The following is a 19,039-nucleotide window of genomic DNA, read 5'->3' on the forward strand; positions in this document are numbered from 1 at the left end:
TTTATCGAGGGGCCCGCTCCGCGCGGGCCCCTCACCCTTATGTTGTTCACATGGAACGGGTTGAGCTGCCCGACGGGCGCACGCTGGAATATCTCATCGAGGGCGAGGCCGACCGGCCCGCCCTCGTCCTGCACCACGGCACACCGGGCGGCGCCACACGCAGCGCACCGCTGAACGATGCCGCCCTCCGCCTCGGTTTCCGGGTCCTGACCCCCGGTCGTCCCGGTTACGGCGGATCCACCCCGCAGCCGGGCCGCCGCGTCGCCGACGTGGCTCCCGACATCGCCGCGCTGCTCGACTCGCTCGGCATCGCCGACTTCGTCACCCTCGGCTGGTCGGGCGGTGGGCCGCACGCCCTGGCCTGCGCCGCCCTGCTGCCCGGGCGCTGCCGGGGCGCGGTCTCGATGGCCGGGGTGGCGCCCTATGATTCCCCCGGCCTCGACTGGCTGGCCGGCATGGGCGAGGAGAACGTGGCCGAGTTCGGGGCCGCGCTGGCCGGCCCCTCGCAGCTGTCGGAGTTCATGGCGGCCGCCGAGCCGGCGTTCGCCCACATCACCCCGGAAACCGTCGTCGCCGCCTTCGGCGACCTGATCTCCGACGTCGACAAGAAGGCTCTGGAGGGACCGGTCGCGGCCTTCCTGGCCGAGTCGTCGCGGCACGCGCTCTCCACCGGCATCGCGGGCTGGCGCGACGACGACCTCGCCTTCGTCGCCGACTGGGGCTTCGACCCGGCCGCGCTCACGGTTCCGGTCTCGATCTGGCAGGGCGACCAGGACCGGATGGTCCCGTTCACCCACGGCCAGTGGCTCAGCGCCCACATCCCGGGCGCCGACTCCCACCTCGTGCCGGGCGAGGGCCACATCTCCCTGATCAACGAGATCGACGCGATGCTCGCCACCTTCAAAACCCGCTGAGCGGCCCGACCCGCTCGCCCCTCGCGACGATCTGGCGACGCCGCTTCCTCGCGTACGGGAAAGGCCGGCGCCGGGAGAAGCCGGCGCCGGCCTTGGGTCTTGCCTCGAGAAATGTGTGGTGGTCAGGCCTCGACGGGGGTCAGCTCGGGGATCGCCTCGACCGGCTCGCCGGCCAGGGCCGGAGCGGGCCGCCGGGTCGCCGGCACGAGCAGGGCCACCAGGAGGGCGGCCACGCCGGTCGCCGCGAGGATGACGAACGAGGTGGTGTAGCCGGACTCGGCCGGGAGGCCGGCCGGGCCGGGGTGCGAGGTGATGATCGAGCTGACGACCGCGGTGCCGATCGAGGCGCCGATGGTGCGGATGTTGGTGTTCATGCCGCTCGCCGTGCCGGTCTGGTGCATCGGGACGCTCTGGACGATCAGGTTGATCATCGAGGAGTAGACCAGGCCCAGGCCGATGCCGAAGACGCCGCCGGCCGTGGCGACCGGCCAGCGCTCGCCGTGTTCGAGGGCCAGGGAGAGGCAGGCGAGCGTGCTCAGGGCGGCGCCGCCGAGGAGCTGGGCCTTGCTGCCGATCCAGCGGGACATCGGGCCGCTCAGCGAGCCGAAGATCGCCATCGTGACCAGCATCGGCAGCATCAGCAGGCCGGCGCCGGTGACGCTGGCCCCGAAACCGTAGCCGGAGGCCGCCGGCACCTGCATGAGCTGGGGGAGGAACGCGAAGACGCCGAACATCACGGCGCCGAAGAGCAGGGCGACCAGGTTGGTGGTCCAGACCGCGGGCAGCCGCATCATCCGCATGTCGATCAGCGGGTTGGCCGAGCGGAGCTCGGCACCGAGCCAGGCGACGAACAGCAGCAGGGCTCCGGCCAGCAGCGAAATCGTGCGCGCCGAGCCCCAGCCCCACGACGTCGCCTCGCTCAGCGGCAGCAGCAGGGCGACCAGCCAGGCCGAGAGCAGCGCCGACGCCGCCCAGTTGACGCGGCCGGGCGTGCGGTGGGGTGAGGAGGGCACGAGGCGCCAGGCGGCGACGGCCACCAGCACGACGACGCCCATCGGGATCCAGAACAGCCAGCGCCAGTTGAGCGCGCCCGCGATCGGGCCGGCGAGCACGATGCCGAGGCCGCTGCCGGTCGCGATGACCGCGGCCATCGCGCCGACCGCCGACGAGACCTGTGCGGGCGGGAACTCGTCGCGCAGGATGCCGAACGAGACCGGGAAGACGGCGCCGCCGAGACCCTGGAGGACACGGGCGACGATCAGCACGCCGATGTTGGGGGCGATGGCGGCGACCAGGCAGCCGACGGCGATCGCGGCGAGAGCGATCAGAAGGGTGCGGTCCTTGCCGATCATGTCGCTGATCCGGCCCATCAGCGGGGTGGCGACCGACGCGGCGAGCAGCCACGCGGTGAGCACCCAGGTGACCGTGCCGGAGCTGGTGTGCAGATCTTGCTGGATCGTCGGGAGCACCGGCGTGACCAGCGACTGCATCAGCGAGAACGCGGCCGCGGCGGCCGCTAGCACCACGAAGGTCAGGCGTGGTGAACTCTGGTAAAGTCGAGGCATGCCTCCAGATTAGTGGAGGGGTGCCTCCGGTTCAAGGTGCCGTTTCTGTGGGGAGGATCTCGTTGAGTTCTGATCTTGTGCGCCGCCCGCAACGCGCGGACGCGCGGCGAAACTTCGACGCCCTGCTGGCCGCGGCACGTGACGCCTTCGCCGAGAACGGCACCGACGCCTCGCTGGAAGACATCGCGCGGCGGGCCGGGGTCGGCATCGGCACGCTCTACCGCAACTTCCCGACCCGCGACGACCTCTTCCGCAGCGTCTACGTCGAAGAGATCGACCAGTTGGCGGCCGTCGCGGCCCAGGTCGCCGACCGGCCACCGTGGGAGGCGCTCGCGATCTGGCTGCAGCGCTTCGTCGGCTATGCCGCGACGAAGCGCGCGATCTATGAGGCGCTCAACCGCGACAGCGAGATGTTCCGCAGCTGCCGCGAAATCATGTACGCCGCCGGCGAACCCCTCTTCGTGCGCGCCCAGCAGGCCGGAGCGGTCCGCGCCGACGCCACCTTCGACGACGTGCTGCGGATGGTCTCCGGCCTGGTGTCGGCCGGCTATGTCGACGAGGCCCAGCGCGACCGGGTGCTCGGCTATGCGCTGGACGGCATCAGAGGGTGAACCCGCGCGCCGCTTCTCGCGCTCTCAGAGGGCGAACCCGCGCGCCGTTTCCTCGCCGGCTCAGACGGTGAACCCGCGCGCCGCTTTCTCGCGGTCTCAGAGGGTGACTGACGTGCCCGTGCGCGCGCTGACCCGGGCCGCGTCGAGCACGGCCATCGCGCGCAGGGTGTCGGCCGGGTCGACCGGCACCGGGCCCTCGCCGCGCACGGCCGCCGCGAAGGCCGGATAGTAGAGATCCCACCGGCCGCGGGACGACTCGATCGTCGCGCCGGTCGCTCCGCGGTAGAGCCGGCCCCACGCGTGCTCGGGCTCGACACCCCAGCGCTCGCCCAGTTTGGCCGGCGAGCGGCCCGACTTCAGCACCGCCTCCTGGCCGTCCATGCTGTTGATGCCGTCCACAATGTAGGTGCCGGTCGTGCCGGTGACCCGGAAACGAGGGCCCGGCGCGGCCTGCCGCCAACTGCCCCACAGGTGCGACTCGACGCCGCCGACGTGGTGCAGCGCGATGAACATGTCGTCGTCGAGGTCGCCCGCGCCGCGCATCTCGGCATAGACCCGGGTGGCCGGGCCGTTGAGCACGAGCGCCTGGTCGACCAGGTGGGAGCCGAAGTCGAGGAGGGTGCCGCCGCCGGCCGCGCCCGGCTTGCAGTCGGGAGCCCAGCGCTCGAAGCGCGACTCGAAACGGCGGATCGCGCCGAGCTGGCCGTCGTCGATCAGCCTCTGCACAGTACGGAAATCGGAGTCGTAGCGCCGGTTCTGATAGACGCTGAGCAGCACGCCGCCCTCGCGTGCCGTGGCCACGACCGACTTGGCCGAATCGAGATCCATGGTGAACGGCTTGTCGACGACCGTGGCCAGGCCCCGGCCGAGCGCCTCCTCGGCCAGCTCGGCGTGGGTGGCCGCGGGAGTGGAGATGGCGACCGCCTCGACGCCGGCCGCGGCCATCTCGGCCAGCGAGCCGAACGTGGCGACGCCCGGGTGGTCGGCGAGGACCTGCTCGCGGCGCTCGGGACTGTTGGTCATCACGCCGGCGAACTCGACGTTCGCCGCGGAGGTCAGCAGCGGGGCATGAAACACGCGCCCGCCGAAGCCATAACCGACAAGTCCGAACCGCACCGCATCACTCATCCCGAAAGCCTGCCACATCACGCCGAGATCGCCGATCCCACGGTCCGCTATTCGGAAAGGGCCGAGTGGCGGGCGAGCGCGAAGGTGACGGCCACCGTCTGGCGGTGCCGGGACCCACCCCGTGAGTCGGGCCGTGATCCCGTCCTGTCGGATGAGTGACCACGACCCGGCGACAGGGGGTGCGGCGTGTAAAGAATGGCGCATGACGCCCGCGCAGATCGAACGTACACCGTTCGCCGACCTCGACGGCCAGCCGTCCGAGATGACCGCGATGCTGCTGGCCGCTCTCGACGAGATGGGCCGCCATCCGGAGATCCTCCGCGTACGTCAGACCGCCCTGCGCGCCCTGCGACCCGAGCCCGCCCAGCGGCTGCTCGACGCCGGCTCGGGCGCCGGCGACGTGGCGCGGTGGCTGGCCGCCGAGATGGGGCCGACCGGCGAGGTGCTCGCGGTCGACTCGTCGAGTGCCACCATCGCGGTCGCCCGGCGGCGGCACGACGGCAGCAACGTCGAATACCGCACCGGCGACGTGTGCGCGCTCGACCTGCCCACCGACGGCTTCGACGGCGTCTGGTGCGAGCGGGTCCTCCAGCACGTCGACGACGCCGAGCGGGGCATCGCCGAACTGGTGCGGGTGACCCGTCCGGGCGGCCGCATCTGCCTGATCGACACCGACTGGGGTTCGCTCGCCTTCGACGGGGTGCCGGCCGGCCTGGCCCGCCAGGTCATGGAGATCATGCACGGGCGGCTCACCCCGAAGCAGTTCGACATGGGCCGCACGCTGCGCCGCCGCCTGGTTGCCCGCGGTCTCCGCCAGGTCACCGCGACGCCGGTGACGTGCCTGTTCGCCGACCCCGCCTCGGCCGCCGTGGTGCTGCCGATGATCAACCCGCTGGTCGGCCAGGAGACGTGGATGTCGCCTCCCGGCCTGCGCGACGAGTGGTTCTCCCACGTCGACGCGGCCGGCGCGCGGGGCGACTTCCTGGCCGTTCTGACGATCTGGGTGGTCGCCGGCACTGTCGGTCAGTAACCCTCGATCCACCGGGTGGTCGTCACCTTGACGGTCGTGGCCACCGGTTTGCCGTCGAGCGTCCGGACCACCTTGACGCGCTTGGTGACCGGGACCGGCAGCTGCCAGGTCCGCACCGTCGAGCCGGTGGTCTCCGGCCGGCGATACCAGGTGTGGCACCCCAGGCCGTAGGTCGCGATGTCGCCGCTGGACTGCCCGATGCACCGCTGGGCGACCGTCAGGGCGTACGGATTGGCGGTCTCGGGCCACGCCCCGCGGCCGGGGTCGAGGATCGGCATCATCGCCTGATACCAGTTCCACGCCATCTTGGCGTACCCGAAGGTGTTGGGGTGCACGATGTCGGTCAGGTCGATGCCTTCGACGCCGGTCTGGTCGACGACGTGGAAGTGGGGTCCCTTGGACTCGACGATCGCCGGGATCCGAGCGTTGTAGGAGTCGATGCGCCGTTTCCACATCGGACGGTTGGCGGTGGTGCCGGCGCCGGTGATCTGGGCGACGAACACCTGGGCCTGTGGGAGGTCGGCCGCGATCTGGTCGAGCAGGGTGGAGAGGGCGGCCGGCGCGGTGGGTACGGTCGCCGAGGCCCGCATGTCGTTGGTGCCGGCGTGCAGCAGGACCACGTCGGGCCGCGCCTCGGCGATCCACCGGTCGACCTGGGCCGACATCTGCTCGATCGTCCAGCCGGGGTGGCCCTCGTTGTCCGGGTCGGCGCCGTCGCCGGACCGCACGCCGCCGACGAAGTCGACGTTCAGGCCGGCCCGGGTGAGCCGGCCGTAGAGGTCGGTGCGGTAGCCGTTCTCGACCGCCGGCCCGAGGCCGTAGGTGATCGAGTCACCGAGCGGCATGACCCGGATCGGCGCCGCGCTCGAGACGGGGTCGGCGCTCGAAGTGGGGCCGGCGTCTGAGGCGGGGTCGGCGCTAGAGGCGGGGTCGGTGTCTGAGGCGGGGTCGGCGCTAGAGGCGGGGCCGGCGCTCGATGCCGGATCGCTGCTCGACGCCGGGTCGGTATCCGAGGCGGCGCCGGCGGCCGGAGTCTCGGAGAACCCCGGGGCGCCGGCGGCCGGAAGTTCGGAGAATTCCGAGGCGCCGGCGGCCGGAGGCGCCGGAGTGTCGGCGCTTGCCGCGGCCGGGATCCCGAGGGACCCCAGGGCGGCCGCGGCGAGGGAGACCAGGGCGATGACAGGTCGGCGCATGCCTCCCGTATCGGCCGCCGGTAAGCCGGGCGGATGGCCGGCGGCCGGCTGCTACTGATGTGCTCCCTGGTTGTGCAGGGCCCACAGCACGATCACCGCGGCGATCACGATGACGGCCAGGGCGACCGCCAGGGCGATCTTCAGGGCGCTGTACGGCCGCTCGCCGGCCACCTCGCCGGTGCGGCCGTTGACCAGCACGTTGAAGGTCTTGCCCGCGTGCAGGTAGACCGCCACCCAGACCGGCAGCAGCATCAGCTTGAACATGACCTCGCGGTATTCGGTGTCGACGCTGTGGATGCGCTGCTCGTCGCCGCCGATGTCGCGCCGGCAGTCGTCGCGGATGGCCGACTGCATCGTCTCCTGGGCCTTCGCCAGGCCCTGCTCGGGCTCGACGTCGTAGCGCAGGGTCTCGTGCCCGGCTAGGTATTCCGGCCGGTAGGCCTCCGATTGCGGAAGCGGCCACGGTTCGAGCGTGTCGAGGTGTTTGGGCGCCACGTGCGTCGTGCCCGCCACGAGGACGTCGTCGAAGTTGTGGTCGACCACGCCGTTTACCGGGTGCCAGGCCGTCCGCTGCACCTGGCGGGTCTTCGTCTCGCCGTTCTCGGTGTAGGTCTCGGTCTCCCAGTAGTGGTCGCCCCGCTCACCCCGGTAGGCCGACGTCGTCTCCGCGTCGTACGTCCAGTGGGGCAGGTAGGTGCTGCGGGACTTCTCGGCCTCGGTGACCTTCTTGAGGCTGTTGGGCGCGAACCAGCGCGACGACGCCCACTTGCGCAGCGCCTCCCGCATGCGGGCCCGGTCGAGTTCGAACGGCAGCACCGCCTCGGGGGTCACCATGTCGCCGTCGACACCGTCGGTGACCAGCGGCGCGTCGCAGAACTGGCACCGGTCGGAGAGCTTGTCGCTCTCGGTCACGGCGCCGCATCCGCGGCATTTGAAGACGTGCGGGGCCAGGGTGGCGATCGGCTTGCGGGGGAGTCCCGCGAATTCGGCGTACGAGTGTTCGCGCACCTGCACCCCGGTCGGCTGCAGCGGCGTCCTCGCCCCGCAGTAGGGGCACTGGAGAACCGAAGTGCCCGGCGCGTATTCGACGTTGGCCCCGCAATTGGAGCAGGGGTACTGGGAAGCGCTCACTGCGGTGGCAGGGGCGGCGGGACGGCACCGAACACCGAGGCCAGCTCGGGCACCTGACCGGCCGCGGTCCAGCCGGCCATGCCCTCGGCCCAGACCAGCGTGTCGCGGGTCAGCGCCCCCGAGCGCGCCTGACCGGAGAGTCCGGCGGCGTCGAACGGCCCCTGTTGCTGGCCGTTCACGCCGATGAACCACTGCTTGGTCGGCAGAGGCGGGGGACCGGACGAGGTCGGGCGGTTGAGCGCCGCACCCGCCTGCTGGGCGGCGGCCATCCCGAGCCCGAAGCCGAAGCCCTCGCCCGAACCGCCCGGGTTGTTGGCCGCGTCCTCGATCGCGTTGGCGGTCTGGAACTTGGTGTATTTGTCGAGGTCGCCGACGACGCCGATCGAGCTGCGCTTGTCGAGCGCCTCCTCGACCTCGGGCGGCACCGAGATGTTCTCGATGATGAACTTCGGGATCGCGATGCCGGAGGAGGCCAGCTCGTCACTGATCACCGCGGCGAGCGTGTTGCCGATCTCGAGCTGCTTGGAGGCCAGGTCGAGCATCGGGACCTGGGCCTTGGCGAGCGCGCTGCCCAGGTGGCCGACGACGAGCTGGCGCAGGTATTCGCGTACTTCCTCGGTGCGGAACTGCGGGTCGGTGCCGACCATCTCGCGCAGCAGCGCGGCCGGGTCGCTCACCCGCAGGGTGAACGAGCCGAAGGCGCGCAGGCGCACCGCGCCGAACTCGGGGTCCCGCACGATGACCGGGTTTTGGGTGCCCCACTTCTGGCCCGGGAACTGCCGGGTGTTGACGAAGTAGACCTCGGCCTTCCACGGCGACTCGAACCCGTACTTCCAGCCCTTGAGCGTGCTCAGGACCGGCATGTTCTGGGTGGTCAGCGTGTAGGTGCCGGGCGGGAAGACGTCGGCGATCGTGCCCTCGTTGACGAAGACCGCCGTTTGCGACTCGCGGACGATGAGCTTGGCGCCCATCTTGATCTCGTTGTCGTAGCGGGGGAACCGCCAGACGATGGTGTCCCGACTGTCGTCGGTCCACTCGATGATGTCGATCAGCTCGCCCTTGAGCTTGTCCCACAGACCCACGCGAACCCCCAAAGAAATAACCCGCAGCGCAGGTGACGCTAGCAATCACCGGCCACTGCGGGTATCCGGGTCTTCAGTAGCCGGTCGGCACCATTCGGGTGAGCAGACGGTCGAGGTCGACGCTGGCGAAGCCGACCCGGACGTCGGACGCGCCGTACGGCACCCACAACCGCCCGTCGTGCAGCACCCCGCCGCAGGAGTAGAGGACGTTCGGCACGTACCCCTCGCGCTCGACCTCGTCCGGGTCGAGCAGTCCCTCGGGCAGGTCGGCGATCACCCGCTCGGGTGTTTCCAGGTCGAGCAGCATGGCGCCGATCGCGTACCGCCGCATCGGCCCGACGCCGTGGGTGAGCACCAGCCAGCCGGCCTCGGTCTCGATCGGCGAACCGCAGTTGCCGACCTGGATGAGATCCCACCCGCGGTGGGGGGTGAGCAGCGGTACGGCGTTCTGCCAGCGGTGTTGGTCGTCGCGTTCGCTGAGCCCGAGCGTCTCGCCGTCGGACCGGCAGAGGGCCAGCTTGCGCCCGTTGACGTAGCGCGGGAACAGCGCCATGCCCTTGTTGCGGGCGGCCGGCCCGTGCAGTGCCGTGATCTCGAAGTGCCGCAGGTCGCGACTGAAGATCACCCGACCGGAGATCTTGCGACCGTCGTACGCCGTGTAGGTCGCCTGGTAGGACTGCCGGCCGTCCGGGTCGAGCACCTGCACGAACCGGGCGTCCTCCATGCCGTTGCTCTCGTCGGGGGTGGTCGGCCACAGCACCCGCTGGTGCATCGGCACGGTGGCCGGGAACGTGACCGCGTAGTCGGCGGCCACGATGTGCCGGATCCGGTCGAGGGTGGCCTGGCTGGTCAGCCGGGTCAGCAGTTCGGCCGGGACGTGCACGAGCACGTCCTCGAACTCCTCGTCGGTGTACCACTCCGGCAGCGCCGAGATCAGGTAGGCCGACGCCTCGTTGTCGATGTCCGCGTCGATCATCGCCGCGGACAGCTGCTGGCGCAGGTGTTTGGCGCCGCTGCGGGCGCCGATGAGCAACGGTCCGCCGCGGTCCTCCAGCCTCAGCGCGTCGCCGGGGCCGAGCACCGCCGTACAGAAGCCGACCGAGGAGATGTGGCCCTCGCCGATCTGCCGCAGGCTGATCGCGGCCCGCAGCTGGCCCGGTTCGAGGTCGGTCTGGTCGGGGTGCGCCACCATCGACGGGTTGCACAGCGCGGCCGCCTCGACCGAGTATTCGTGGCTGAAGTAGGCGCCGATCAGCGTGCGGGCGGTCGGCGAGAGGTCGATCTCGGCCGGCACCCGGTGCTGGACGACCTCGTAGTGGTGCTGGAAGACGCCCATGAGGTCGTGGTGGCGCCCGGCGAACCGGCTCAGGACGTCATCGAGCAGCCGGGCGGTCTCGTCCTCGTCGAGCTGCAGGATGCGCTCGATGAGGCTGGACGCCCGGTTCTGCCCCACCTGGGCGTCCTCGCCGGGGACGAACAGCTTGATCACCACGCGCCGGTCGTCGGGTTCCATGACGACGTCGTGCCGGGTGATGAGGGTCTGCGAGTTCATGACTGCGGTCACGCTAGGCCGCCTGACGGTCGGGTCGCACTACGGGTCGCCAATCTGCGCGCATGCTGCAGCGTGGAGACGAGCGCGAGGGTGGATTCGGCTCCTTGGTTCAGATTAGGACCATTTGCCGTCAATCCGTCATAACATCCGCCGGTTAGGGGGTCGTGCATGACCGTCCTCGTGTCGTTGTCGCCCAGGAACCACGCGATCGACTGCACCAGCGGGGCGTCCCAGACGTCGTCCCCGGTCACCGCGCTCGCCGTCGCGCACGCGTCGGCGGTCGCCGCGGCCTCGATCGGCTGCTGATCGAAGCGATGCCGGGGCTCGCTGTGCCCGATCAAATCGGAACGCCAGCCCCCGACCGGAACCGTCGACAGATGGCCCTCGTTCTCCTGCATCGAGCAGAGCCACCCCAGCATCCGCAGGCCGGCCTCGAGCTGCGGCTCGTCGCCGAGCAGATCGCCGGCCGCGATCGCCACCTCGGCGAGCGCCGGGTTGGCGTAGGTGAGCTCCCGCTGCGGCCAGACCCAGGCCGGATCCGGCCCGGGCCGGCCGACCGCGGTCGCCGCGTCGGCCAGCAGGCCGGCCGCGTCCCGCGCCCGCGGGTCGGTCCGGAGGACCTCGGCCGCGCCGAGCCCGGCGAACGCCATGGCCCTCGGCCATTCCGACCGCAGCCGTACGCCGAGGTCGAACGCGAGCCGCGCCTCCCGCCGGATCCACGGCACCGGGGAGCGACCGGCCGCCGTGCCCAGGCCCCACAGCGCGCGGCCCCACCAGTCGCCGGCCGACGGCTCGTCGAGCCAGCGCCGGTCGTAGCTCATCCGGTTGCGGAACCCGCCGTCCGGGCCCTGGGCGTGGGTGAGGAAGGCCAGGTAACGCTCGGCCAGGGCGACCACCTGGCCGCTCGGCCGGCGCTCGCGGCAGGCGACGAGCAGGCCGCGGGAGACGTCGTCGACGCAGTAGCCGTGCTCGCGCCGCACGATCGCGTTGCGGGCGTGCTCGAGCAGGCCGGTGTCGTCGGACAGCCGGACGAGGTGGCTCCAATCGGGAAACGGTGCGTCGGTGATCTGGATCGGGGGCGGGACCAGCCGCAGCCCAGCCGTCATGCGGTCGTCTCCTCTGACCAGCGGGAAAGTGCCGAGCGAGTCATGCCGGAACCGACGCCGCGACGGGCGCCCGGTCGGCGGTCAGGCGCCCGGCCAGGGCCTCGTAGCGCGCCGCCACCGCGGGCCAGCGCAGCGTCGGGCCGCCGGCCAGACCGGTCAGGCGGCCGGCCAGCCCGGGGTCGGCCAGCAGGTGCCTGATCGCGGCCGCCATCGCCTCCGGGTCCTGGTGCGGTACGAGCAGCCCCGGTCCGTCGGCCAGCAACTCGACCGCGTGCGGGAATTCGGACGCCACCACCGGCACCCCGGCGCCGACCGCCTCGATCAGCACGCCCGAGGTGACCTGCTCGGTCGAGTCGTAGGGCAGCACGACCACGTCCGACGAGAGGATCAGCCGGGACAGTGCGGCGTCGTCGAGGTAGCGGTCCTCCCAGCGCACGGCCTCGGTCACCCCGAGACGCCCGGCGAGGGCCTTGAGCGAATCCCGGTACGCGTCCCCGAACTGCTCCAGCACCTTGGGGTGGGTGCGCCCGGCGATCGTGTAGACCGGCCGCGGGTCGGGCAGCAGCGCCAGCGCCCGCAGCGCCCACTCGATGCCCTTGCCCGGCCCGAGCAGTCCCCAGGTGAGCAGCTGCGGACGGTCGTGACCGGCCTGGTCGGCGCGGTCGTGACTGCGGGCGCCGTGCGGGATCACCGAGATCTTGCGCGGGTCGACGGCGTACCCGGCGGTCAGCCGCTGCCGGGCGGTGTCGGTCATGGTGACCAGCGCGTCGGCCGAGACGGCGATCCGTTCGAGCACCGAGCGCTGCAGCGGGTCGGGATGGCTGAGCACGGTGTGCAGCACGACGATGGCCGGCACCTTGAGGGCCCGCAGCAGCGGCAGCACCTCGCTGCCGGCGTCGCCCGGGTAGACGCCGTACTCGTGCTGGATCACCGCGACGTCGAAGCGGTTGAGGGCGTTGGCCGCGGCGGCCCAGCCGCCCGGGGTGTCGGTGTGCCAGGTGTGAACCACGCGGGCGGCGTTCCGGTCGAGCTCGATGCCGCCGCCGGTGTCGTCGCCGGCCAGCAGCCGGACCACGCCGGCGCCGCCGGTCGTATTCAGATGGGTCGCGAGTGCCGCATTGAATGTCGCCAAACCGCATTCGGTCGGTGGGTATGTGCTGAGAAAGCCATAAGTAGCGGGCATGACGGGGCCTTTCTTTGTCCGCGGCTGCCTCCCCCGCAGCACGACTCTGCGCGCTCGACGGACGGGCTCAGGGCGCGCGGATGTCATTGCAACGCGCGGGGATAAATTGCCCCGGTTAACGTGCAATTCACATTCTGACGTTAACCCGGGCGGCCTTTTGAACTGACGATTTTGCGGTAAATCGCCAGGTAGTCCTCGACCATGCGGTCGGCCGAGAACCGTTCCCGGGCCCGTTCGGCGCACCTGGCCCGGTCGATACCCGGCACGCCGGCCACCGCCGCCACCGCCTCGTCGACGTCGGCGACCAGCCGTCCGGTCACCCCCTCGTCGATGACCTCCGGCATCGATCCCTTCCGGTACGCGATGACGGGCGTCCCGCACGCCATCGCCTCGACGACGGACAGCCCGAACGGCTCGGCGAACCGGATCGGGTGCAGCAGCGCCACTCCCGACCCGAGAACCGCCGCCCGCTCCGCCGGCCCCACCGATCCCCGGTAGAGCACCCGTTCCCCGTCGATCCGCGGCTCGATGCGCTCGGTGAAGAACGCCCGGTCCTGCACGATCCCGCAGATGACCAGCCGCCGCCCGGACCGCTCGGCGATGTCGATCGCCAGATCGGTGCCCTTGTCCGGGTGGATGCGGCCGAACACGATCAGGTCGTCGCCGCCCGGCCCCGGCGGCAGTCCGGCCAGGTCGATCCCGTGGTGCACGGTGGCCAGATAGTCGAGTTCCGCTGCCCGGTCACTGTCGGAGATCGACACGAACTGCGACCGGGCCCGTCGGTACGCCGGCAGGATGTCACGCCCCGAGAACCCGTGGATGGTCGTCACCATCGGCGCCGCGCAGTGGGCCGAGAAGGCCAGCGGCAGCCAGTCGAGGTGGTTGTGCACCAGGTCGAACTCGTGCGAGCGGGACAGGACGTAGCTCACGTGGAGGGCTTCCCAGACGCGCCCGTCCAGGTCGGCGTCCTCCTCGTACCCCCGGGGACTGACGCCGTCGAGCGTCGCCGTGGTGACCGAGTCGAGCGCCGCGAAGAGCGTCACGTCGATGCCGCGCGCGACCAGGCCCTCGGTGAGCAGGCTGGTGATCAGCTCCCACGGCCCGTAGTGCCGGGGCGGCGTACGCCAGGCGATCGGGCCCAGCATCGCCACTTTCACGACTTTTCGGAGTTTCCGGACAAGGACACGTCTTTAGTATGCCTTCGGGTTTGATCCGCTGTTCTCGTGTTAGAGAAGAGCCATGACGGATCTTTGGTGGAAGAGCGCGGTCGTTTACCAGATCTATCCCCGCAGCTTCGCCGACGCGGACGGCGACGGCATGGGCGACCTGCGCGGCGTCATCGACCACCTCGACCACCTGGCCGGACTCGGCGTCGACGTGATCTGGCTGTCCCCGGTCTACCCGTCCCCGCAGGACGACAACGGCTACGACATCAGCGACTACCAGAACATCGACCCGCTCTTCGGCGACCTCGCCGTCTTCGACGATCTGCTGAAGGGCGCGCACGCCCGCGGCCTCAAGGTCGTGATGGACCTGGTGGTCAACCACAGCTCGGACGAACACCCCTGGTTCATCGAGAGCCGCTCGTCGGCGACCAGCGCCAAACGCGACTGGTACTGGTGGCGCCCCGCCCGTACGGGAATGGCGCCCGGAACGCCGGGCGCGGAACCGACGAACTGGGGTTCCGCCTTCGGCGGCTCGGCCTGGGAATTCGACGAGGCCACCGGCGAGTACTACCTGCACCTCTTCTCCCGCAAACAGCCCGACCTCAACTGGGAGAACCCGGCGGTCCGCGAGGCGGTCTACTCGATGATGCGCTGGTGGCTCGACCGGGGCGTCGACGGCTTCCGGATGGACGTCATCAACATGATCTCCAAGGCGGTCCGCCCCGACGGCTCCCTGCCCGACGGCCGGATGCCGACCGGCGCCGCCTTCGCCGACGGCTCGGCGAGCTACATCAACGGGCCGCGCATCCACGAATTCCTGCACGAGATGTACGACCGGGTGTTCGCCGGGCGCGAGGCGCTGCTGACCGTCGGCGAGATGCCCGGGGTGACCGTCGACGAGGCGAAACTGTTCACCGACCCGGCCCGGCACGAGGTCGACATGGTCTTCCAGTTCGACCACGTCTGGGCCGACCGCGGCAGCGACCCGTGGCGGCTGATCCCCCTGCGCCTGTCGAACTTGAAGGCGATCCTCGGGCGCTGGCAGGCCGGGCTGGCCGACGTCGGCTGGAACAGTCTCTACTGGAACAACCACGACCAGCCGCGGGCGGTCTCCCGCTACGGCGACGACAGCCCGGCCCACCGGGTCGCCTCGGCCAAGATGCTGGGCACGGTGCTGCATCTGCACCGCGGCACGCCGTACGTCTATCAGGGCGAAGAGCTCGGCATGACCAACTTCCCGTTCCGGTCGATCGCCGACTTCCGCGACATCGAGGCGCTCGGACAGTACCGGCAGGCGATCGAGCACGAGGGACGGTCACCGGAAGAGGTGCTCACCGTGCTGCGGGCGCGCGGCCGGGACAACGCGCGTACGCCCATGCAGTGGGATGCCTCGCCACAGGCGGGCTTCACCACCGGAACCCCCTGGCTGGCCGTCAACCCCAACTACACCGAGATCAACGCGGCCGCCCAGTACGACGACCCCGACTCGGTCTACCACTACTACCGGCAGCTGATCGCCCTGCGGCATGCAGAACCGGCGGTGGTCGACGGCGACTTCACCATGCTGCTGCCCGACGACGACCGCCTGTACGCCTTCACCCGCCGCCTCGGCCCGACCGAACTGCTGGTCATCGGCAACTTCACCGGCTCGACGGTCCAGGCTCCGATTCCGGACGCGGTGTCGTGGACGGGCGCCGAGCTGGTGCTGTCCAACCTGCCCGCGCCTGCCACCGAGCTGTCTCTGGCCCCGTGGCAGGCGGTCATCTATCGGCGGGTCATTGAGTAATGGTGTTCCAGGAGAAGGCCAGTAGCGCGCAGGCCGCCCCGAGCAGGGCCAGGCTGATCCCGCGCGTGCCGATCGGCAGGGCGGCCAGAACCAGAAGAATGACGGCGATGATGTAAAGGACTGCCTGGAAAGACATCCGTGCTCCTCGATCGGGTGGGGGAATGGCGGCGTGCCATTACCCCCCGATCGAGCCGCGCTAAACCGACACCTCACAGTTAGGCAGACAGCCGTCGAGGGTGAGGGCGGGTCGGCGGGCGCGACCTCGACTAGCCTCGGGCGCATGGATGTCGCTGGGCTGGTGCTGGCCGCCGGGGCGGGGCGGCGATTCGGGATGCCCAAGGCGCTCGTGGCCTATCAGGGGCGGCTGCTCGTGCGGCGGGCGGTCGACACGTTGCGGGCGGCCGGGTGCGCGCAGACTCTGGTGGTGCTGGGAGCGGCGGCCGAGCGGGTGCGGTCCGAGGCGCCCGACCTGCCCGAGACCGTGGTCAACGCGGACTGGGCGTCGGGGATGGGGTCGTCGCTGCGGGCCGGGCTCGCCGGGTTGGCCGACGGGGTGGCCGAGGCGGCGGTGGTGCTGCTGGTCGACATGCCGGGGGTGACGGCCGAGGCGGTCCAGCGGGTCCTCGCGGAGGCGGGGCCCGGCGCTCTGATGATGGGCGGCTATGAGGGCCGGCGCGGACATCCGGTGCTGTTGGGCCGCCATCACTGGGCCGGCGTGGCCGCGAGCGCGACCGGCGACCGGGGTGCCCGTGACTACCTGCGCGCCCACGCCGCCGAGGTGCGCGTGGTCCCGGTCGGCGACGTCGCCGACGACAGCGACATCGACACCCCGGCCGATCTGGGCTGACGCCGAGGAAGCGCTGGGCCGGCCCGAGGAAGCGCGGCACAAGCCCGCCCGGCGGAGAAAGCTGCGCCGGGCGGGCTTGCGCCGCGCCGCGTGCGGAAGACGCGATGTTCTTAGCGGACGCGCCTTCCGCGGACGATCACGGCTAGCGGCTTGTCGAGCCGGCCGAGGTCGGTGCGGGGGTCGGCGTCGAACACGACCGCGTCGGCCGGGGCGCCGTCGAGCAGGCCGGGCAGCCCGAGGTACGACCGGGCGGTCCAGGATGCGGCGGCCAGTGCCTCGTGCGGTGACACTCCGGCCGCCACCAGGGCGCGGATCTCCTGGGCGATGCCGCCGTGCGGCCGGGTGTCGGTGCCGGCCAGCACGGTGACCCCGGCCTCGACCGCGGCCGCCGTCAGCCCGGCGTGCGCGCTCGCCCCGGGCACATACCAGCTTTTGCGGGCACGTTCCGGATCGGCGTTGATCTCGGCCAGGCCTCCCGTGATCGCCGCCAGCGTCGGGGTCAGCGCGATGCCCCGCTCGGCCATGCGCGGCAACAACTCCGGGCTCAGGCCCATCCCGTGCTCGATCGAGTCGACTCCGGCCTCGACGGCGACCGTCCCGCCGGCCGCCTGCTGGGAGTGGACCGCCAGCCGGCCGCCGGCCGCGTGCACGCGGGTGACCGCCTCGCGGAGCACGTCGACCGGCACGACGTCGTCGTCCGGCTTCCAGTCGATAATGATCTTGGCCCATCCGGTGCGGGAGGCCTGCTCGGCCGCGACCGCGGGCAGGTCGGTCAACCCGGGGCGGCGGCCCCACCCCGCCATGAACTGACCCTGCTGGGCGAGCCACGGTCCGGCGTGGACGGCACGCGGGCTGTCGTCCGCGTGGCCGAACCACTCCGGCGGATCGCCCGCGAGGCCCGGCGCGCGGATGAGCGTGACCCCCGAGTGCACGTGCGCCCGGAGGTCTTCCCGCAGGACGGTGTCATCCAGTGGCTGGCCCGGCTTCTCGGCTCCGGGGTGGGTGTGCGCGTCGACCAGGCCGGGCAGCAGCCAGCCCTCGGCGACCAGCTCGGCGCCGGGCACCGGATCGGTCGTCCACCGGTCACCGTCGGCGTAGAGATCGACCGGCTCACCCTCGGGAAGGCCGAAACCGCGGACTCGTAGGACTGCCACCGGCATCACCTTATCGGGTCACACTGGGCGCATGACGTTGACGACTCGGATGCTCACTGCGGAGACCTGGGACGACTTCGCCGCGCTCGTCGAGGCCAACAACGGCGTGTGGGGTGGGTGCTGGTGCATGGGCTTCCACCCGGAAGGTGTCGGCGAGGGGCACACCGCGGCCGGCAACCGCGAGGCGAAGCTCCGGCACGTGACGCGGGGAACGGTCCACCAGATCCTGGTGTACGACGGTGACCGCTGCGTCGGCTGGTGCCAGTTCGGCCCGCCGCCGGAGCTTCCCACCATCAAGAACAAGCGGGCCTACGACGCGGGCGCCGACGTCCCGCCGGACTGGCGGATCGGCTGCGTCTTCACCAACGCCAAGGACCGTGGCAAGGGCGTCGCCGCGGCGGCGGTCGCGGCGGCGCTCGACGAGATCCGGCGGGCCGGGGGCGGTGTGGTCGAGGCCTATCCGGAGCAGACCGAGGAGCGGCCGCCCCAACGAGGGTCCTTTCTGCACACCGGGCCGGAAGAGCTGTACGCACGGTACGGCTTCACCCGGGTCCGGAAGATCGCGAAGTGGCGGTGGGTCATGCGCACCGAAGTTCGCCGCGACTAAGGGAAGGGCAGCAGGGCGAGTTTGCCGACGGTGGCCCGCGCGGCCAGCTCGACCAGCGCTTTCGGGCCGTCGGCCAGTGGGTAGGTGGTGGGCCGGCCGGGACCGAGCACTCCGGCCGCGAGAAGTCCGAACATCTCACCCATCACCTCACCGAAGATCGATGGTGCGGCCTGGATCAGCGTGCCGATGTTCAGGCCGATGAGGTGAATCTGGTGCTTGTAGACCAGGTCCCAGTTGGTGATCGTGGCTTCCCCGCCGGCCAGGCCGTAGACGACGACCCGTCCGGTGATCCGCTTGGCCGAGGCCAGGCTGGCGTGCAGGGTGGGGCCGCCGGCTGACTCCAGCACCAGGTCGGTGCCGGCGCCACCGGTCAGCCGCATGACCTCGCTCACGAGGTCGGCGCCGCGGGAGTCGAGGACGTGGTCGGCGCCCAGACTCCGTACCAGGTCGTGCTTGGCCGGCGAGGCCGTGGCGATCACGGTCGCGCCGTAGTGCTTGGCCATCGTGAGCGCGGCCTGCCCCGTCGCGCCGGCCGCGGCGTGGATCAGAACGGTCTGCCCGGCGGCGACGCGGCCCAGTGGCTTGAGGGCGGCCAGCGCGGTCGGCCAGCTCACGACCAGTCCCAGCGCCTGCTCGTCGGCCCAGCCCGCCGGTACGCGGACCGCCGAGGCCGCGGGTAGCACCAGGTATTCGGCGAAGGCACCGCCGGCGATGCCGACGCCGATGACGTGGGTGCCGGGTTCCAGGCCGGTCACCCCCTCGCCGACGGACGTGATCTCGCCGGCGCCTTCGATTCCCGCCACGTACGGCGGCCGCGGACCGCCCGGGAAGGTGCCGGTGGCCTGCTGGATGTCGACGAAGTTGACCCCGGCGGCGGTCACCCGGACCAGGATTTCGCCGGGGCCCGGGCGGGGGACCGGAGCGTCGGTGATCAGGCGCAGGTCGCGGGGGCCGTTCAGGGACGTCTGCTGCAGGGCACGCATG

The 19,039-nt window shown here is 71.3% G+C and carries 18 protein-coding genes; 6 read left to right on the forward strand and 12 right to left on the reverse strand.

Annotated elements, in window-relative coordinates:
• Positions 1–50: 50 nt before the first annotated feature.
• Positions 51–914, forward strand: coding sequence for an alpha/beta hydrolase (locus AB0M88_RS05565; RefSeq protein ID WP_364095813.1), 864 nt, complete (start codon positions 51–53; stop codon positions 912–914).
• Positions 915–1,036: 122 nt separating this feature from the next.
• Here the strand turns inward: AB0M88_RS05565 and AB0M88_RS05570 are convergent, their stop codons facing one another.
• Entirely contained in the window at positions 1,037–2,479 is a 1,443-nt protein-coding gene (locus AB0M88_RS05570) for an MFS transporter (protein WP_364095816.1), read from the reverse strand.
• Positions 2,480–2,541: 62 nt separating this feature from the next.
• Between AB0M88_RS05570 and AB0M88_RS05575 the strand changes: the two genes are divergently transcribed.
• Entirely contained in the window at positions 2,542–3,090 is a 549-nt protein-coding gene (locus tag AB0M88_RS05575) for a helix-turn-helix domain-containing protein (RefSeq protein ID WP_364095819.1), read from the forward strand.
• Between the two features lie 96 nt (positions 3,091–3,186).
• On the opposite strand, the gene AB0M88_RS05580 is transcribed toward AB0M88_RS05575, so the two are convergent.
• The gene (locus tag AB0M88_RS05580; RefSeq protein ID WP_364095821.1) at positions 3,187–4,218 is read right to left on the reverse strand and encodes a Gfo/Idh/MocA family oxidoreductase; all 1,032 of its coding nucleotides are present in this window, start codon (positions 4,216–4,218) and stop codon (positions 3,187–3,189) included.
• Between the two features lie 202 nt (positions 4,219–4,420).
• Here AB0M88_RS05580 and AB0M88_RS05585 point away from each other — a divergent pair, with 202 nt between their 5' ends.
• Positions 4,421–5,248, forward strand: a complete 828-nt coding sequence (locus AB0M88_RS05585; RefSeq protein WP_364095824.1) for a methyltransferase domain-containing protein — start codon at positions 4,421–4,423, stop codon at positions 5,246–5,248.
• Here AB0M88_RS05585 and AB0M88_RS05590 read toward each other — a convergent pair.
• From AB0M88_RS05590 to AB0M88_RS05620, 7 genes are all read right to left on the reverse strand, one after another.
• On the reverse strand, positions 5,242–6,441 hold the full coding sequence (locus tag AB0M88_RS05590; RefSeq protein WP_364095827.1) for a GDSL-type esterase/lipase family protein: 1,200 nt from the start codon (positions 6,439–6,441) through the stop codon (positions 5,242–5,244). The genes AB0M88_RS05585 and AB0M88_RS05590 overlap by 7 nt on opposite strands.
• Positions 6,442–6,492: 51 nt before the next feature.
• Positions 6,493–7,572, reverse strand: a complete 1,080-nt coding sequence (locus AB0M88_RS05595) for a hypothetical protein (RefSeq protein WP_364095831.1) — start codon at positions 7,570–7,572, stop codon at positions 6,493–6,495.
• The gene (locus AB0M88_RS05600) at positions 7,569–8,654 is read right to left on the reverse strand and encodes an SPFH domain-containing protein (protein ID WP_364095833.1); all 1,086 of its coding nucleotides are present in this window, start codon (positions 8,652–8,654) and stop codon (positions 7,569–7,571) included. The genes AB0M88_RS05595 and AB0M88_RS05600 overlap by 4 nt, the downstream gene beginning before the upstream one ends.
• A 73-nt stretch (positions 8,655–8,727) precedes the next feature.
• Positions 8,728–10,206: a glycoside hydrolase family 130 protein gene (locus tag AB0M88_RS05605; RefSeq protein ID WP_364095835.1), complete on the reverse strand. Its 1,479-nt coding sequence runs from the start codon at positions 10,204–10,206 to the stop codon at positions 8,728–8,730.
• A gap of 8 nt (positions 10,207–10,214) precedes the next feature.
• Positions 10,215–11,312: a glycosyltransferase gene (locus tag AB0M88_RS05610; protein WP_364095838.1), complete on the reverse strand. Its 1,098-nt coding sequence runs from the start codon at positions 11,310–11,312 to the stop codon at positions 10,215–10,217.
• Between the two features lie 40 nt (positions 11,313–11,352).
• Positions 11,353–12,495, reverse strand: coding sequence for a glycosyltransferase (locus tag AB0M88_RS05615; RefSeq protein ID WP_364095841.1), 1,143 nt, complete (start codon positions 12,493–12,495; stop codon positions 11,353–11,355).
• Positions 12,496–12,635: 140 nt separating this feature from the next.
• Positions 12,636–13,652 carry a glycosyltransferase family 4 protein gene (locus AB0M88_RS05620; protein ID WP_364095844.1) on the reverse strand — a complete coding sequence of 339 codons (1,017 nt, stop codon included), beginning with the start codon at positions 13,650–13,652 and terminating at the stop codon, positions 12,636–12,638.
• A gap of 82 nt (positions 13,653–13,734) precedes the next feature.
• On the opposite strand from AB0M88_RS05620, the gene AB0M88_RS05625 reads away from it, so the two are divergent.
• Positions 13,735–15,447, forward strand: coding sequence for an alpha-glucosidase (locus AB0M88_RS05625; RefSeq protein ID WP_364095847.1), 1,713 nt, complete (start codon positions 13,735–13,737; stop codon positions 15,445–15,447).
• Here the strand turns inward: AB0M88_RS05625 and AB0M88_RS05630 are convergent.
• Positions 15,437–15,583, reverse strand: coding sequence for a hypothetical protein (locus AB0M88_RS05630; RefSeq protein WP_364095850.1), 147 nt, complete (start codon positions 15,581–15,583; stop codon positions 15,437–15,439). The two genes, AB0M88_RS05625 and AB0M88_RS05630, sit on opposite strands and share 11 nt — an antisense overlap.
• Before the next feature lie 144 nt (positions 15,584–15,727).
• Here AB0M88_RS05630 and AB0M88_RS05635 point away from each other — a divergent pair, with 144 nt between their 5' ends.
• Positions 15,728–16,294 (forward strand): nucleotidyltransferase family protein, encoded by a 567-nt coding sequence (locus AB0M88_RS05635; RefSeq protein WP_364095853.1) that lies wholly within the window; start codon positions 15,728–15,730, stop codon positions 16,292–16,294.
• Positions 16,295–16,404: 110 nt separating this feature from the next.
• Here AB0M88_RS05635 and AB0M88_RS05640 read toward each other — a convergent pair whose 3' ends face one another.
• Positions 16,405–17,448 (reverse strand): amidohydrolase family protein, encoded by a 1,044-nt coding sequence (locus AB0M88_RS05640; protein WP_364095856.1) that lies wholly within the window; start codon positions 17,446–17,448, stop codon positions 16,405–16,407.
• Between the two features lie 31 nt (positions 17,449–17,479).
• Here AB0M88_RS05640 and AB0M88_RS05645 point away from each other — a divergent pair, with 31 nt between their 5' ends.
• On the forward strand, positions 17,480–18,055 hold the full coding sequence (locus tag AB0M88_RS05645; protein ID WP_364095859.1) for a GNAT family N-acetyltransferase: 576 nt from the start codon (positions 17,480–17,482) through the stop codon (positions 18,053–18,055).
• Here AB0M88_RS05645 and AB0M88_RS05650 read toward each other — a convergent pair.
• Positions 18,052–19,038 (reverse strand): NADPH:quinone oxidoreductase family protein, encoded by a 987-nt coding sequence (locus AB0M88_RS05650; RefSeq protein WP_364095862.1) that lies wholly within the window; start codon positions 19,036–19,038, stop codon positions 18,052–18,054. The two genes, AB0M88_RS05645 and AB0M88_RS05650, sit on opposite strands and share 4 nt — an antisense overlap.
• Between the last annotated feature and the right edge of the window lies 1 nt (position 19,039).

The sequence above is a fragment of the Actinoplanes sp. NPDC051411 genome, assembly GCF_040682075.1.
Classification (GTDB): Bacteria; Actinomycetota; Actinomycetes; order Mycobacteriales; family Micromonosporaceae; genus Actinoplanes.